We start from the raw sequence: 16,833 nt of genomic DNA, 5'->3' as shown, positions 1-16,833 counted from the left end.
CCCCCTACTGAATTTTTCATTTGCATTGTCTATAATTAGTACCTATTCTATATGTATAAAAAAAATAACCCTCTCTCATTTAAATGAGAGAAGGTTATTATCAGATACATCATAAAAATCGATTATAGTTTTATTCCTTTTGGAAGTTTTCCATCTGGACTAATAAGTGCCGCAGAGAATTCATCAGTAAACATGTTGCGAATTAATCCGTCCACATTTTCTTTTGTTACAGTGTTTACACTTTCAATAATCTCATCAAGTGAACGATGTTTACGAAGAAGCAATTCATTTTTACCGTTACGGCTCATACGGCTATTTGTACTTTCTAAACTTAACATTAAGTTTCCTTTTAATTGCTCTTTACTATTCATAAGCTCTTTTTCTGTAATACCTGTATTTTTCAATGTCTCTAATGTTTCTTGCATTGTTTCATACAGTGTATCTAATTGTTGGCTACCTGTTCCACCGTAAAGTGTTAACATGCCTGTATCTTCATAAGAAGAGTGGTAAGAAAATACCGAGTAAGCTAATCCACGTTGCTCACGTACTTCTTGGAATAAACGGCTACTCATGCTACCGCCTAAAACATTATTTAATACAATTAAGTTATAAATATCTTCGTGTCCCATTTGTAAGCCTTTATATCCTAGACATAAATGAGCTTGTTCCGTTTCCTTTTTACGGGCTACCTTATTGAAATGGAAAATTGGGCTATGTACTTGTTCACGGTTTGTTGTTCCTTCATAACTACCGAAATATTGCTCCACTGTTTGTAAAAATGCTTCATCAATATTTCCTGCAACTGATACAACTACATTTTCAGGTGTGTAATGATCTTTTATATATTGACGTAACGTATCACCTGTAAACGTATTAAGCGTTTCTTCTGTTCCTAAAATAGGATATCCAAGTGGATGCGTTTCATATGTTGCTTTCGTTAACATATCATGCACAATATCATCTGGCGCATCTTCGTACATTTTAATTTCTTCACATACGACATTCTTCTCTTTTTTCAGTTCTTCCTCATCAAATGTTGAATTAAAGAACATATCTGCTAAAACATCTAAAGCATATTTAGCATGCTCATCTAATACTTTTGCATAGTAACAAGTATATTCTTTTGAAGTAAATGCATTCACTTGACCACCAATGCTATCAAATGATTCTGCAATCTCTCGTGCACTACGTGTTTCTGTCCCTTTAAAGAACATATGCTCTAAAAAGTGAGAAATCCCATTATTTTTTTCATTTTCATTTCTTGATCCCGCATGGATCCAAATACCAATTGCAACCGATCTTACAGTTGGTATATTCTCCATAACTATTCTTACACCATTTTTACAAGTATATTTTTTAATCAAAAACTTTCCTCCTACTGCCAGTTTCTCTAAATAAAACGCTATTATTTAATGATAACAAGTTTAAGGATGAATGTCATGCAAATGTATTTAATCCACACGTTTTTCATCCAGTAATTCAGTTATATTCCCCACTTTATATCCTTGTTCCTTCAATTTTGTAATCATTGTTTCTAAAGCCTCTGCTGTAGACGAAGTAGGATGCATTAATATGATAGCACCTGGATGTATTTTTCTCATTACTCTCTGCAATAGTACATCCGGCTCAGGTCGCTTCCAATCAATCGTATCTACAGTCCACATAATCGTTCCCATTTGAAAATCATCTGCAATCTTTACGACTTCATCTCGAAAGCTTCCACTCGGCGGGGCAAACCATCTTACTTTTTGATTCGTTGCTACTTCTATCATTCGATTTGTTTTTTGTAACTGATCTCGTATTTCATCTGACGATAACGTTTTCATATTAGGGTGTGTGTATGAGTGATTTCCAACTTCTTGTTTTGCATCGACAATCATTTTTGCAAACCGCAAATTTTCTTTCACCCAACGTCCTTCTAAAAAGAAAGTGGCCTTCACATCATGCTTTTTCAAGATTTCTAATATGCGAGGCAAATACTCATTTCCCCATGCCACATTTATTGTTAATCCTACCATCTTTTTATTTGGATGCCCTCTATAAATTGGAGCTGGTGATAAATCTTCCAAATGAACACTCGGTGAGACTTCTTTGAATTCAAGATATTTTTGATCAAATTCCTTTAGCTTCTTCATATTATTATACGATGCTTCAATATCCACTTGTCTTCCATTATATCCAGGTATTGCCTTCCATATTTTATCAATCATCGCATTTTGAGGTGCAATCTCATACTGTTTTGCATGCTTTTGAATTTCTTTATGCAAGTTATCTTGTGCAAAAACAGAATAAGAGCCTAAACTGACATATAAAGAAAATATACATATGTATGCCAATATACGAACTTTCATATAAACCCTCCCAAATTAACTATATAAAAACATTTTCTTCTTATCTTTGTTAATTTGAGCGTTATAATGAAAACTATACCTATACCGACATAAAAATATATGAACATCATGTTTTTTACATAACAAAAAAAGCCAGTTTAACTGGCTTTTACTTATTGCTGCTCTTGTTTGTTTTCTTCTTTAGCAGCTTCTTTTTCTTGCTCTTCTTTTAGCAATACTTTTCTAGATAGATTTACGCGACCCTGCTTGTCAATCTCGATAACTTTAACTGTAATTACATCACCGATTTTCACAACGTCTTCTACTTTACCTACACGCTCAAGTGCAAGTTCAGAAATATGAACTAATCCATCTTTACCGCTGAATAATTCAACGAAAGCACCAAATTTCTCAACACGCTTCACTTTTCCTTCGTAGATCTCACCTACTTGTACTTCGCGAACGATATCTTCGATAATCTTCTTAGCTTTGTCGTTCATTTCTTGATTTATTGATGAAATGAATACTGTACCATCTTGCTCGATGTCAATTTTAACGCCAGTTTCTTCAATAATTTTATTGATTTGTTTACCGCTTGGTCCAATAACGTCACGGATTTTATCTGGGTTAATTGTCATTGTAATAATCTTTGGAGCGTAAGCTGATAATTCAGTACGTGGCTCTGCAATAACAGATAACATATGATTTAGAATGTGCACACGACCAATTTTCGCTTGTTGTAATGCCTCTTCTAAAATCTCACGTGATAAACCATCGATTTTAATGTCCATTTGCAGTGCAGTTACACCTTGTGCTGTACCTGCTACTTTAAAGTCCATATCACCTAAATGATCTTCCATACCTTGAATATCAGATAAAATTGTGTAATGCTCACCAGATTTAACTAGACCCATTGCAATACCTGCAACTGGAGCTTTAAGTGGAACACCCGCATCCATCATTGCTAAAGTACTACCACAAATACTTGCTTGTGAAGTAGAACCATTTGATTCTAATACTTCAGATACAAGGCGTACTGTGTATGGGAAATCTTTTTCAGATGGAATTACAGGCTCAAGTGCGCGCTCTCCTAGTGCACCATGACCAATTTCACGACGACCTGGTCCACGCATCGGTCTTGTTTCACCAACACTAAATGATGGGAAATTGTAATGGTGCATAAAGCGTTTTGATTCTTCTACACCAAGACCATCTAAAATTTGCACATCGCCTAATGCACCTAATGTACAAATACTTAATGCTTGTGTTTGTCCACGTGTGAATAAACCAGAACCGTGTGTACGAGATAAAATACCAACCTCTGATGCTAAAGGACGGATTTCGTCACCTTTACGGCCATCTGGGCGGATTTTTTCAACTGTAATAAGACGACGTACTTCTTCTTTTACAATTTTATATAAAATCTCATTTACTTGTCCTAATGTATCAGCGTCAGCTTCCTCAGCTTCGTAATGCTCAATTACACGCTTTTTCACTTCGTTAATTGCATCTTCACGTGCATGTTTCTCATGTACTTGAATTGCAGAATGCATATCCTTCTCAGCCATTTCACGTACAGCTTGATTAAGATCAGCGTCAACTTCATAAAGTTTCACTTCTGATTTCTCTTTACCTACAGCTTGTACAATCTCTTCTTGGAATGCAATTAAACGTTTAATTTCGTCATGACCAAACATAATTGCTTCTAACATTGTTTCTTCAGGCACTTGATCTGCTCCTGCTTCAACCATGTTAATCGCATCTTTCGTACCAGCTACAACTAAGTGGATATCACTTTGTTCTTGCTGTTCTACTGTTGGATTAATAACGAATTCGCCATTAATACGACCAACTGTCGCACCAGCGATTGGACCTTCAAATGGAATATCTGAAATCGATAACGCTAATGAAGAACCAAGCATAGCTGCCATTTCAGAAGAACAATCTTGATCAACACTCATTACAATGCTGACAACTTGTACTTCGTTACGGAAACCATCTGCGAATAGCGGACGAATTGGACGGTCGATTAAACGACTTGCCAAAATTGCTTTTTCACTTGGACGACCTTCACGCTTAATAAAACCGCCAGGAATTTTTCCGACTGCATATAAACGCTCTTCATAGTTTACTGTAAGTGGGAAAAAATCTACATTTTTAGCTTCTTTTGATGCAGTTGCTGTAGATAGAACCGCTGTATCGCCATATCTTACTAATACTGCTCCGTTCGCTTGTTTTGCAAGCTGACCAGTTTCAACTGTTAGCTGGCGACCAGCTAAATCTATCGAGAAGACTTGCTTTTCTTGACTCATTTAAGTACCCCTCTCAATTTAAAGTATTCAATTCTTCTATGTAAATGGATAGTATATCACAATATTCTACCTCTAGTATTGCCTAAAATTAAGTAAGCTATAAAGCGTAGAAGATATATTTTTACCTAACAAAAAAGCGGGAATATTCCCGCTTCTTTGACTATCGACGTAAGCCAAGCTTTGTGATTAATTCACGGTAACGTGTGATATCGCTATTACGAAGGTAAGTTAGTAAGTTACGACGTTTACCAACCATCTTTAATAGACCACGACGTGAATGATGATCTTTCTTGTGAGTACGTAAGTGCTCGTTTAGAGTGTTAATTTGCTCCGTTAGGACAGCAATTTGAACCTCTGGAGAACCAGTATCAGTCTCATGAGTTCTAAATTGTGCAATGATTTCATTTTTACGCTCTTGTGTTAAAGCCATCCTATTTCACCTCCTATTAATTAAACCCCCAATTACCTAGCAAGCGTCGGTGAGTCGCAATGCCAAGCAATGGTTGTCATAAAGTACATAACATAGAATACTACTTTTCATTTGAAAAAGCAAGTATATTCTTTTCGCTCGCAAAATATTCTTGTGCTGTTTTCTTATCTTTTGCGATTTGTTCAACTAACTCATCAATGCCATTGAATTTCTTCTCTTCTCTTATACGCATATGCCACTCTACTGTAACATTTTGATCGTATATATCTTTGTTAAATTCAAATAAGTGCACTTCAATTGATAATTGACGCTCATCTTCTTTAAAAGTCGGTTTATATCCAATATTACATACACCATCGTACCATTCATCGTGAACTTTTAATCTCACTGCATAAACACCTACAGGTGGCAATAAATACTCATCACTTAAACCTACATTAGCTGTTGGAAAACCAATTTGACGCCCACGTTTGTCGCCGTGTATAACTGTTCCCGCTACAGTATAGGCTCTACCTAAAATAGATGGAATTTGTTCCATTTCGCCATTTCGAATTAACTTTCGTAATGCTGTAGAACTTACTTTCTCTTCTTGAAATTCAACTTTTTCAATCACAGTCTGTGTAAACTCCCCTCTTGCATGAAATGGTAAAGTCTCCATCTTTCCTTTTCCTAAACGTCCATATGAATAATCAAACCCTGCTACTACATGCTTTACATTTAAACCAATAATATAATCATCTACAAATTGTTGCGGTAATAACCCTGCAAATGATTCATCAAATTTAATCACATATAATATATCGATTCCTAAGCTTTCGACTATTTTTTCTTTATCACGCATTGGTGTAATATACTCCACATGCGCATCCTTTTTCCCTAAAACAACAGATGGGTGAGGATGAAATGTCATAACTGCACTTTTATATCCTCGGTCGTCCGCTATTTTTTTCGCAGTTCGAATTACACATTGATGTCCTAAATGAATGCCATCAAAAAATCCTAATGCCATTACAGTAGGTGGTAATTCTAATTTTTTTTGTTCATGTGGATGAGTTAAATGAATAAGTTTCACGCTTGAATTCACCTTTTTCTGTAATAATCCTTCCAATAATTCATTATAGCTTTAGTTCTTGATTATTCACAAGTACTTTCATCGGCTTTAACATGCCAGGATGTTTCGGATGATGTTCATAAATTGCTAAGCAACGATCATTTTCATCAAACACTGTAATAAATGGTGCTGTTATTTCTAATTCATTCTTTAAGAACATACCATTCTTGATTTTCTCTGCTTGCTTTTCATCTACAACCATTTTTGGAAACTTACTTAATGCTTCATCAATTGAAATGAAGATAGACTCTACTGTTCCATTTTGCACGTTTTCTTCAATTTCTTCAAATGATATGCAATCTTCTAATAAAAATTCACCAGATGCCGTTCTTACAAGGTGAGACATATGTGATGGGAAACCAAGTTTCTCCCCGATCATTACCGCTAACGTTCTTACATATGTTCCTTTACTACACGTTACACGGAAACGGAATGAAATATTTTCTCCTTCAAAAACTTCACGGTCATCAAGTAATACGAATTCATGAATCGTAATTGTACGAACTGGACGTTCCACCTCTTGTCCTGCTCTTGCATATTCATATAATTTTTTCCCGTTTACTTTTACAGCTGAGAACATTGGTGGCATTTGTTCAATCGTGCCTGTTAATTCAGCTAGTACCTCTTCTACTTCTTTACGTGTAATAACACGGTTTACATCTTGTTTCTCCACAACTTCACCAGAAGCATCTTCTGTTGTTGTTGAAAACCCTAATGTTACTTCACCTTCATATGTTTTCGTTTCACTTGTTAAAAATTGTGCAATCTTCGTTGCTCTCCCCACACAAAGTGGTAATACTCCCGTTACATCTGGGTCTAATGTTCCCGTATGACCAATTCTCTTTTCTCGCAATATCTTTCTTAATTTAAATACACAATCATGTGATGTCATGCCTTTTGGCTTATGTAATAATACTACACCTTCCATATATGTTCACCTCATCATAATTCTTTCGTAGTAAATATCCAAAACTTATTTTGCATTGAAAAAATGGATAGACAAATGTCTATCCATTATTCTTCACGTTTACCGTCTTTATTAATTTCATGTAAAAGTGTATCAATTCGATGACCATATCCGATAGACTCATCAAACTCAAAGGTAATTTCCGGTGTTTTACGAAGACGAATACGTTGGCCAATTTCTGAACGAATAAAGCCTTTTGCCTTCGCTAAACCTTTTAACGTATTTTCTTTCTGTTCTTCGTCACCTAAAACAGAAATATATACTTTGGCAATTTGCAAATCACCACTCACTTGTACATCTGTTACTGTAACAAATCCGATACGTGGGTCTTTAATTTTACGACTAATGATGTCGCCTAATTCTTTTTTCATTTGCTCGCCTACACGGTTTGCACGTAATTTCATAACTCTTCACCTCATTCAATACCATTCCAATTGTGTTATCGTACGTTCAATTTCAGGAAATGAATCGATGTACTCCAGTACACGATTCATTTCTTTTTCACAGATAACACGATTTGAGGATACGGAGACAATCGCAATTTCTGTACGTTGCCATACATCTTGATGCCCAACTTCAGAAACAGCTACATTATAGCGCTGTTTCACACGAGTTAGCACTCGTTGCAAAATTGCCCGTTTCTCTTTTAAAGAATGCACATCGTAAATCATACACTCGAATGAGAGTGAAGCGACAATCATCGCTTCACTTCTTCCATAACGTATGCTTCAATGATGTCCCCTTCTTTAAGGTCATTATATCTCTCAATTGTAATACCACACTCATAGTTTTGTGCAACTTCTTTTACGTCGTCTTTGAAACGTTTTAACGTATCAAGTTGTCCTTCGAAAATTACGATACCATCGCGGATAATACGAACGCCACTATCGCGTGTAATTTTACCGTCAATTACGTAACAACCTGCGATTGTTCCAACTTTTGTTACCTTGAATGTTTGACGAACTTCCGCTTGACCGATTACTTTTTCTTCGAATTCTGGATCCAGCATACCTTGCATTGCTAATTCAATTTCTTCGATTACTTTGTAGATAATACGGTGTAAGCGAACATCAACGTTCTCTAATTCAGCTGTACGCTTCGCGTTCACATCCGGACGTACGTTAAATCCAATTACAATTGCATTAGATGCAGAAGCTAAAATAATATCAGATTCTGTAATCGCACCTACACCAGTGTGAATGATTTTAACTTTTACGCCTTCAACATCAATTTTACGAAGTGACGCTGCCATCGCTTCAACAGAACCTTGTACGTCTGCTTTTACGATTAAGTTGATTTCTTTTACATCGCTCTCTTGGATTTGTTGGAATAAATCTTCAAGGCTTAATTTAGATTTCTCACCACGTTGTGCAACTAACGCTTCTTGTGCACGTGATTCACCGATTTGACGAGCTTTCTTCTCATCAGCGAATGCCATGAAACGATCTCCAGCCTGTGGTACTTCATTTAAACCTGTAATTTCAACAGGAGTTGATGGACCAGCAACTTTTACACGACGACCAATATCACTTACCATTGCACGAACACGCCCGAATGAAGTTCCAACAACGATTGGATCTCCAACTCGAAGTGTACCGTTTTGAACTAATAATGTCGCGATAGTTCCTTTACCTTTATCAAGCTGTGCTTCAATTACAGTACCCGTTGCATAACGATTTGGGTTTGCTTTATATTCTTCTACTTCACTTACAAGAAGAATCATCTCTAGCAAGTTGTCAATTCCCTCGCCTTGGATTGCAGAAATTGGTACGAAAATTGTATCTCCGCCCCAAGCTTCTGGAACTAATTCATATTCTGTTAATTCTTGCATTACACGATCAGGATTCGCCGCTGGTTTATCCATTTTATTCACAGCAACAATAATTGGTACTCCAGCTGCTTTTGCATGGCTAATCGCTTCAACTGTTTGTGGCATAACACCATCATCAGCTGCAACAACAAGGATTGTAATATCAGTTACTTGCGCACCACGAGCACGCATCGTTGTAAATGCCGCGTGACCAGGCGTATCTAAGAATGTAATTTTCTTATCATTTACTTCAACTTGGTATGCACCGATATGTTGAGTAATTCCACCCGCTTCGCCAGCAGTTACTTTTGAATTACGAATAGAGTCAAGTAATGTTGTTTTACCATGGTCAACGTGTCCCATAATCGTAACAACAGCTGGACGCTCTTTTAAGTTTTCTTCATCATCTTGCTCATCAATGAATGTTTCAAACTCAGTTTCACTTACAACTATTTCTTCTTCTACTTCAATACCGTAATCAGTAGCAATTAACTCAATTGTATCTTTATCTAAATCTTGGTTAATTGTCGCCATAATTCCTAGCATGAAGAGCTTTTTAATAATTTCAGATGGCTCTTTGCTTAACTTTTTAGCAAGTTCACCTACTGTAAGGCTTCCAGAGAAAGTAATTTTATCTGGTGTTTCTACTATTTGCGTTTGTTGTCTTCCAGCAAAGTTATCTTGACGTTTGTCTTCATTTCCTTTGCCTTTTTTCTTTTTCTTGTTGCTGTTCTTTTTACTGCGAACAACTTTCTCTTCTACTTCAAACTCATCTGCAACAGAAGGTTTTTCCGCTCCAGTGTTATATTCATTATCTAATTTGTTTACTACTTCATCTTCTAACATTGTCATATGATTCGAAACCTCGATATTCATCTCTTTAAGTTTTGTCATAAGATCTTTACTTGAGATATTATTTTTTTTTGCATATTCATGTACTCGAATTTTACTCATACCTTCACCCCCGGTAATTTGTATCGAGCATGCTACGTAGCTTTTTCGCAAAGCCTTCATCTAACACAGCTACAACGACTCGCTCGTCTCTCCCAATCGCATGCCCTAATTGTTGTCGATTTTCGACTTTTTTCATTGGTACGTTGTAGTACGTCGTTTTATCAGTGATACGTTTAGTAGTGTTCGCTGACGCATCTTCAGAAAGCAATACGAGCTTTGCTTTACCACTTCGTACTTCCTTTAAAACGAGTTCTTCACCCGAAATGATTTTTCGAGCGCGATTTGCTAGTCCTAAAAACGATTTCCAATCGGACACTTATTTCGACTCCTTCTCAACAAGCTCAAGAAGCTCTTCGTACAGAGAACTGTCGATTTTCGCTTTTAGATGATGTTCCAAAATGTTTTTCTTTTGGGCTTGCATAATGCATTCTTTATCTTTTGACAAATATGCACCTCGTCCTGATTTTTTTCCAGATAAATCAATAGACACTTCGCCCTCTTTGGAACGAACAATGCGAACGAGCTCTCGTTTTGATTTCATCTCTTGCGTCGCGATACATTTTCGTAACGGAACTTTTCGATTGCTCATACTCATCACCTCTATTCGATTTCGTCTTCAACTGAATCGAATCCGAATGCGATTACGCTATCTTCTTCTGTTACAATTCCAAGTTGTTTCGCATCAGACTCGCTTTTAATATCGATTTTCCAGCCTGTTAATTTAGCTGCAAGACGCGCATTTTGTCCACGCTTACCGATAGCTAATGATAGCTGGTGGTCTGGAACCACAACAGTTGTTGCTTTTTCATCTTCATCTACAAGTACTTTAACAACTTGTGATGGGCTTAAAGCATTTGCAACATATTCAACTGGATCATTTGACCAGCGAACGATGTCAATCTTTTCACCTTTTAGTTCATCTACAACACGTTGTACACGTTGTCCTTTCGGTCCTACGCAAGAACCAACTGGATCAACATCAATGTTTTCTGCATGCACAGAGATTTTAGAACGATCTCCTGCTTCGCGCGCTACAGAGCGAATTTCTACAGTTCCATCATAAATTTCTGGAACTTCCATTTCGAATAAACGTTTTAAAAGACCAGGATGTGTACGTGATACGTAAATTTGTGGTCCTTTTGTTGTCTTTTCTACTTTTGTAATAAATACGCGAATACGATCATGTGGCTTATATTGCTCATTTGGCATTTGCTCACTTACAGGTAATAAAGCTTCTACTTTACCTAAGCTTACGTAGATGAAACGAGCATCTTGGCGTTGTACAATACCAACCATAATGTCTTCTTCACGATCACTAAATTCTGAGTAAATAACACCACGTTCTGCTTCACGAACTCGTTGTGTTACAACTTGTTTTGCAGTTTGCGCTGCAATACGACCAAAATCTTTTGGCGTTACTTCAATTTCTAGTACGTCGCCATCTTGGTAGTTTGGATTAATTTGTCTTGCCTCTTCTACAGAGATTTCAAGACGTGGATCAAACACATTATCAACAACGTCCTTACGTGCTAAAACTTGAATTGTTCCCACTTCTGGGTTAAAGCTCACACGAACGTTTTGTGCTTGGTTAAAATTGCGTTTATAAGCAGAGATTAACGCTGCTTCAATCGCATCAATAATAATATCTTTACTAATACCTTTTTCTGACTCTAATACGAGCAAAGCATCTAACAACTCAGTGCTCATGAAGATCCCCCTTCTTACTAAAACGTAACAGCAAGTCGCGCATTTGCAACTTTATCCATTGGAATTTGGATTTCTTTTTTACGTGTTTTAATTGTTAATAGTAGTGTAATTGTAGTACCGTCGTAGGAAAGTAACTTTCCTTCAAACATCTTTTCGCCATCAATCGGCTCATATGTTTTAATTGCCACTTGTTTTCCTACCGCTTGCTGGAAGTCTTTCTCTTTCTTTAATGGGCGTTCTGCTCCAGGAGATGATACATCCAAAAAGTAAAGGTGAGGAATTGGATCCTCTTTATCTAAAGCTTCGCTTAAACGTTCACTTACCGCACCGCATTCTTCAATGTCGACTCCCTTTTCAGAATCGATGAATACGCGTAAGAACCAGTCTTGTCCTTCTTTCACATACTCTACATCTACAAGTTCAAGATTTAACTCTTCAACGATTGGCTGCGCAAATGCTTCTACAACTTCTGTGACTTTCTTATCCATAAACAGCCTCCTTCCTGCCGCCATGTACCATTTACAAGAAAAGATCCCGTTCATAAGACGGTCTATCTTATTCTTTCTCGTTAGCTAACAAAAGCCCCTGCCGTTAAGCAGGGAATATCTGTCTTAGTATTACCAAATTTAAGAAGTAAAACTTGTAACAAAATATGTATATACGACAGAAATGTCTTTACTATCTACATGAATAAAATGTAGATAGTAACACGAAAGAGTGGGTTTCCCCACTCTCTTTTTCACAAAATATACATGACATGGTTATCTCGGTTTATAGTATACCATAGCAAATATTGATTTGCAAAGACTTTTCCTACCTATTAGAACAGTGATAATTGGTTTTGATCCGGCAAATCTCCTAAACAACCTTGGCTATCTAAATACTCAATAATTGTTTTCGAAACCTTACTCCGCTGCTGTAAGTCTTCTTTTGATAAGAAGTCTCCATTTTTACGCGCTTCCACAATACTTAAGGCTGCGTTCGTACCAAGACCAGGCACTGCATTAAATGGAGGAATTAAAGTATCCCCATCAATAATAAACTCAGTTGCATGCGAGCGGTATAAATCGACCTTTTGGAATGAATATCCACGCTCACACATTTCCAGTGTCATTTCTAGTACTGTTAATAAACTCTTCTCTTTTGGCGCTGCATCCAATCCTTTTTGAGCAATTTCATCAATTTTCACACGTATGGATGCTGAACCTTTCGCCATCGCCTCTACGTCAAAATCATCTGCACGAACTGTAAAATATGCCGCATAGAATAAAAGTGCAAAATGTACTTTAAAGTATGCGATACGCACAGCCATAAGTACGTAAGCAGCCGCATGGGCTTTAGGGAACATGTATTTAATCTTCTTACATGAATCAATATACCAACCTGGTACATTATTACCTTTCATGTCATCTTCCCATTCTTCCGGTACACCTTTACCTTTACGAACCGACTCCATGATTTTGAAGGCTAATGATGGATCTAAACCTTGATAGATTAAATATACCATGATGTCATCACGACAACCGATAACTTCACTCAGCGTACATGTACCGTTATAAATTAACTCATTTGCATTACCCAGCCATACGTCAGTACCATGTGACAGCCCAGAAATTTGGACCAATTCTGAGAATGTCGTTGGTTTTGTCTCTTCTAACATCTGTCTTACGAATTTCGTACCGAATTCTGGGATACCAAGTGTACCTGTTTTACAGTTAATTTGTTCTTCCGTTACCCCTAACGTTTCTGGACCAGAGAAAATTTTCATTACCTCTGGATCATCCGTTGGGATTGTTTTCGGATCAATACCACTTAAATCTTGTAACATACGAATAACGGTCGGATCATCGTGTCCTAGTATATCAAGTTTCAATAAATTATCATGAATCGAGTGGAAGTCAAAATGCGTTGTTCTCCACTCAGCACCAATTGAATCAGCAGGAAACTGTATTGGTGAGAAATCAAAGATATCCATGTAATCTGGCACAACGATAATACCACCTGGATGCTGTCCAGTTGTACGTTTTACCCCTGTACATCCCGCTACTAAGCGATCAATCTCTGCATTTCGAATTGTTAAATTGTGATCATTTGCATAACCTTTTACATATCCATAAGCTGTTTTTTCCGCAACTGTACCAATCGTTCCAGCACGGTATACATAATCTTCACCGAACAGTACTTTCGTATAGTTATGGGCACGTGGTTGGTATTCCCCGGAGAAGTTCAAATCGATATCGGGTACCTTATCTCCTTTGAATCCAAGGAACGTTTCGAATGGGATATCATGTCCATCTTTTACATATGCCACATTACATGTCGGACAATCTTTATCTGGTAAGTCGAAACCAGAGCCTACCGAACCATCATTAAAGAATTCAGATTGCTTGCATTTTGGACAGACATAGTGTGGTGGTAATGGGTTTACTTCTGTAATTTCCATCATCGTTGCAACGAACGATGAACCTACTGAACCACGCGAACCTACTAGATATCCGTCAACTAACGATTTTTTCACAAGCTTATGTGAGATTAAATAAATAACGGCAAATCCATGTCCAATAATACTTTTCAATTCTTTTTCTAAGCGAGCCTCTACAATTTCTGGTAGTTCTTCACCATATATACTGCGTGCCATTTTATAACTCATATCACGTGTTTCATCATCGGCACCCTCAATTTTAGGTGTATATAGATCATCTTTTACCGGACGAACATCACCAATTAATGACGCAACCTTTTGTGTATTCGTTACAACAACTTCTTTCGCTTTGTCCTCACCTAAAAATGAAAAACACTCTAGCATTTCATCAGTTGTACGGAAATGTACTGGCGGTAATGAATGTCGATTTAACGGATTTGCCCCGCCCTGTGAACTAACTAAAATTTTACGATACATTGCATCTTCTGGATCTAAGTAATGCACGTTCCCTGTAGCGACAACTGGTTTATCTAACGTCTCACCTAGTTTTACTAAGTTAGAGATAATTGTTTTTAATTGTCCTTCATCTCGAACGAGTTCACGCTCTACTAAATGACGCAACACCTCTGGAGGCATTACTTCAATGTAATCATAGAACTGTGCAATTTCTTCTACCTCTTCAGGAGCTTTTTGCATCATCGCCTCAAATACTTCACCTTTATCACAAGCCGTTCCTACTAAAATTCCTTCACGGTATTTTTTTAATAGTGACCTCGGTACTCGTGGTACACGGTAAAAGTAATTAAGGTGAGAATATGAAACAAGTTTATATAAATTTTTCAACCCAACATCTGATGTGGCAAGTAACGTCATATGACTTGGACGGCCACGCTTATACGCATCCCCTTGTCCCATGCTATCATTTAATTGATCGTGATATTCAAATCCCTTTTCAATTACATCTTTCAACATTTTCACAAGCAAATATCCCGTCGCTTCTGTATCATAAATCGCACGGTGATGTTGCGTTAATTCAATATCAAGTTTTTTACACATCGTATTTAATCGATGATTCTTCATTTCCGGGAATAAGAATCGTGCAAGTTCTAACGTATCAATAACTGGGTTATTCGTTTTTTCTATCCCAGCCTTTTTAAAACCTACATTAATAAAGCCCATATCAAAGCTTGCGTTATGGGCAACAAGTGTATGGTCACCCATCCATTCTTCAAACTTTTTAAACACTTCGTCCACTTCTGGCGCATCAGTTAACATATCATCTGTAATACCTGTTAATTCAATAATCGTCGCTGATAATGGTTGATGTGGATTTGCGAAAGATTCAAAGCGATCAATGATTTCGCCACCCTTTACTTTTACGGCAGCCAACTCAATGACTGTATCGTATACAGCTGATAAACCTGTCGTCTCAACGTCGAAAACAACATACGTTTCCTCCGCAAGTAAACGATGCGCTTCGTTATATGCTATCGGTACACCATCATTAACTAAATTCGCTTCTACACCGTATATAACTTTAACTCCCGCTTTTTTTCCCGCAGAATATGCCTCTGGAAACGACTGAGCCACAGCATGGTCTGTAACCGCAATAGCTTCATGTCCCCATTTACCTGCTTGGGCAACAAGCCTAGAAACAGGAGTAACAGCATCCATTTGGCTCATCGGAGTGTGCAGATGAAGTTCTACACGCTTTTCACCTTCTGGCGCTTTATCTTTACGAGACGGCCCTGTTATTTCATTAATATCATTTGCAATCATTACTAAATCTCGAACGAATGTATCGTTTTGAACAGAACCACGTGCTTTCACCCACATTCCTTTTTTCAAGGATTGCAGCATTGGAATATCTTCTTTGTCACGTGAGAACATTTTAATCATAATAGAATCCGTATAATCTGTTATTTTTAAAGTTAATAACGTACGGCCACTACGAAGCTCTTTTGTCTCTACATGGAAGACATATCCTTGAACCGTTTTTCTTCGTTCTTCATCTTGAATTTCTCGCATCGGTGTAATCTCTTCATCCGGCTTAATAAGATACCCGAGTGTAATCGGTCCTTCATACACAACGCTACTTTCTTCAGCTTGCTTCTTCGCCATTTCTTCCATAGCTTGTATAACACGCTCGCGGTCTTCTTGCTGAGTTTGCTCACGAAACTTTTGCATTTCTTCTGCATTTTGCTGTATATGTGTGTCTAACTGGAAACGCGGGAATCCAAAAACTTCGTATTGATCCCCCACTGGTTTCGCAACGTTTTTCTTTAAAGCAGTAGACTCCAGCTCATTATTCACATTTATTAGCAACTTCACTCCATTCACCTGCGGAAGTTGCTTCTTTAAGTACGCGAACATGGGTGAAAATGTAATTCGTTCCGTACAAAGTGGCCAATACGCCCTTACTTCTTCTTCTGTAAATTGTTTATTCTCTGTTTCTAATGCAAATGTTGTTCTTGCAATATGAGAAAATGATTGCTTAAGCTTTGTTTCTAGCAATTCATATAATTCTGTAGGCAAAATACGTGGCACTTGTAAATCAAAATGCCAACTTTTATTCGCTTTATCAATAACGAGTCTTTCAATACCACCGCCTTGTAAATATTGATTTATAAGGTCGTCTGGTATTTGCAACTGCTGGAGCAAAATTTGAAATCGCTCTTGTTGTTCATTTGTTAAAGACATAAGCACTCTCCTTCCATTTGCTATTATAAATTGAAACGTACTACAAAGAAAGATTTCTTCCTTCTTCTTTTACAAAATACGTTTACAAAG

Annotated in this window: 14 protein-coding genes; all 14 read right to left on the bottom strand. The window is 37.2% G+C overall.

Annotation, left to right across the window (positions count from 1 at the left end; genetic code table 11):
* Positions 1-122: 122 nt before the first annotated feature.
* Positions 123-1,364: a M16 family metallopeptidase gene (locus tag MR170_RS15025; RefSeq protein ID WP_000593001.1), complete on the bottom strand. Its 1,242-nt coding sequence runs from the start codon at positions 1,362-1,364 to the stop codon at positions 123-125.
* Between the two features lie 87 nt (positions 1,365-1,451).
* On the bottom strand, positions 1,452-2,351 hold the full coding sequence (locus MR170_RS15020) for a polysaccharide deacetylase family protein (protein ID WP_242308558.1): 900 nt from the start codon (positions 2,349-2,351) through the stop codon (positions 1,452-1,454).
* Between the two features lie 152 nt (positions 2,352-2,503).
* Positions 2,504-4,642, bottom strand: a complete 2,139-nt coding sequence (gene pnp / locus MR170_RS15015) for a polyribonucleotide nucleotidyltransferase (protein WP_000076745.1) — start codon at positions 4,640-4,642, stop codon at positions 2,504-2,506.
* A 160-nt stretch (positions 4,643-4,802) separates the two neighbouring features.
* A complete protein-coding gene (gene rpsO / locus MR170_RS15010) occupies positions 4,803-5,072 on the bottom strand; it encodes a 30S ribosomal protein S15 (protein WP_001229392.1) in 270 nt (89 codons plus the stop codon).
* A 100-nt stretch (positions 5,073-5,172) separates the two neighbouring features.
* Positions 5,173-6,144 carry a bifunctional riboflavin kinase/FAD synthetase gene (ribF, locus tag MR170_RS15005; RefSeq protein WP_016080539.1) on the bottom strand — a complete coding sequence of 324 codons (972 nt, stop codon included), beginning with the start codon at positions 6,142-6,144 and terminating at the stop codon, positions 5,173-5,175.
* A gap of 43 nt (positions 6,145-6,187) precedes the next feature.
* Positions 6,188-7,111 carry a tRNA pseudouridine(55) synthase TruB gene (truB, locus tag MR170_RS15000; RefSeq protein WP_016080538.1) on the bottom strand — a complete coding sequence of 308 codons (924 nt, stop codon included), beginning with the start codon at positions 7,109-7,111 and terminating at the stop codon, positions 6,188-6,190.
* An 86-nt stretch (positions 7,112-7,197) separates the two neighbouring features.
* A complete protein-coding gene (rbfA, locus tag MR170_RS14995; RefSeq protein ID WP_000776437.1) occupies positions 7,198-7,554 on the bottom strand; it encodes a 30S ribosome-binding factor RbfA in 357 nt (118 codons plus the stop codon).
* 15 nt (positions 7,555-7,569) lie between these two features.
* The gene (locus MR170_RS14990) at positions 7,570-7,851 is read right to left on the bottom strand and encodes a DUF503 domain-containing protein (protein ID WP_000634349.1); all 282 of its coding nucleotides are present in this window, start codon (positions 7,849-7,851) and stop codon (positions 7,570-7,572) included.
* Positions 7,848-9,914, bottom strand: coding sequence for a translation initiation factor IF-2 (gene infB / locus MR170_RS14985; protein WP_016080536.1), 2,067 nt, complete (start codon positions 9,912-9,914; stop codon positions 7,848-7,850). The genes MR170_RS14990 and infB overlap by 4 nt, the downstream gene beginning before the upstream one ends.
* Before the next feature lie 4 nt (positions 9,915-9,918).
* The gene (locus tag MR170_RS14980; protein ID WP_001286522.1) at positions 9,919-10,230 is read right to left on the bottom strand and encodes a YlxQ family RNA-binding protein; all 312 of its coding nucleotides are present in this window, start codon (positions 10,228-10,230) and stop codon (positions 9,919-9,921) included.
* A complete protein-coding gene (rnpM, locus tag MR170_RS14975) occupies positions 10,231-10,503 on the bottom strand; it encodes an RNase P modulator RnpM (RefSeq protein ID WP_000071125.1) in 273 nt (90 codons plus the stop codon).
* Positions 10,504-10,514: 11 nt separating this feature from the next.
* Positions 10,515-11,621 carry a transcription termination factor NusA gene (nusA, locus tag MR170_RS14970; RefSeq protein WP_000102598.1) on the bottom strand — a complete coding sequence of 369 codons (1,107 nt, stop codon included), beginning with the start codon at positions 11,619-11,621 and terminating at the stop codon, positions 10,515-10,517.
* Positions 11,622-11,638: 17 nt separating this feature from the next.
* Positions 11,639-12,109, bottom strand: coding sequence for a ribosome maturation factor RimP (gene rimP / locus MR170_RS14965; RefSeq protein WP_000359095.1), 471 nt, complete (start codon positions 12,107-12,109; stop codon positions 11,639-11,641).
* A gap of 332 nt (positions 12,110-12,441) precedes the next feature.
* A complete protein-coding gene (locus tag MR170_RS14960) occupies positions 12,442-16,743 on the bottom strand; it encodes a PolC-type DNA polymerase III (protein ID WP_029443115.1) in 4,302 nt (1,433 codons plus the stop codon).
* Positions 16,744-16,833 lie beyond the last annotated feature (90 nt).

Source organism: Bacillus cereus group sp. BfR-BA-01524 (assembly GCF_022662595.1).
GTDB classification, from domain to species: Bacteria; Bacillota; Bacilli; order Bacillales; family Bacillaceae_G; genus Bacillus_A; species Bacillus_A thuringiensis_S.
Note: the sequence above shows the minus strand (reverse complement) of the source record. Positions and strands in the feature narration are given on the sequence as shown.

Excerpts from the sequence above, each read along its gene's own strand:
- nusA (WP_000102598.1), bottom strand. The coding sequence starts at position 11,621 with ATGAGCACTGAGTTGTTAGATGCTTTGCTCGTATTAGAGTCAGAAAAA.
- MR170_RS15020 (WP_242308558.1), bottom strand. The coding sequence starts at position 2,351 with ATGAAAGTTCGTATATTGGCATACATATGTATATTTTCTTTATATGTC.
- rnpM (WP_000071125.1), bottom strand. The coding sequence starts at position 10,503 with ATGAGCAATCGAAAAGTTCCGTTACGAAAATGTATCGCGACGCAAGAG.
- rpsO (WP_001229392.1), bottom strand. The coding sequence starts at position 5,072 with ATGGCTTTAACACAAGAGCGTAAAAATGAAATCATTGCACAATTTAGA.
- infB (WP_016080536.1), bottom strand. The coding sequence starts at position 9,914 with ATGAGTAAAATTCGAGTACATGAATATGCAAAAAAAAATAATATCTCA.
- MR170_RS14990 (WP_000634349.1), bottom strand. The coding sequence starts at position 7,851 with ATGATTGTCGCTTCACTCTCATTCGAGTGTATGATTTACGATGTGCAT.
- rbfA (WP_000776437.1), bottom strand. The coding sequence starts at position 7,554 with ATGAAATTACGTGCAAACCGTGTAGGCGAGCAAATGAAAAAAGAATTA.
- MR170_RS14960 (WP_029443115.1), bottom strand. The coding sequence starts at position 16,743 with ATGTCTTTAACAAATGAACAACAAGAGCGATTTCAAATTTTGCTCCAG.
- pnp (WP_000076745.1), bottom strand. The coding sequence starts at position 4,642 with ATGAGTCAAGAAAAGCAAGTCTTCTCGATAGATTTAGCTGGTCGCCAG.
- rimP (WP_000359095.1), bottom strand. The coding sequence starts at position 12,109 with ATGGATAAGAAAGTCACAGAAGTTGTAGAAGCATTTGCGCAGCCAATC.
- truB (WP_016080538.1), bottom strand. The coding sequence starts at position 7,111 with ATGGAAGGTGTAGTATTATTACATAAGCCAAAAGGCATGACATCACAT.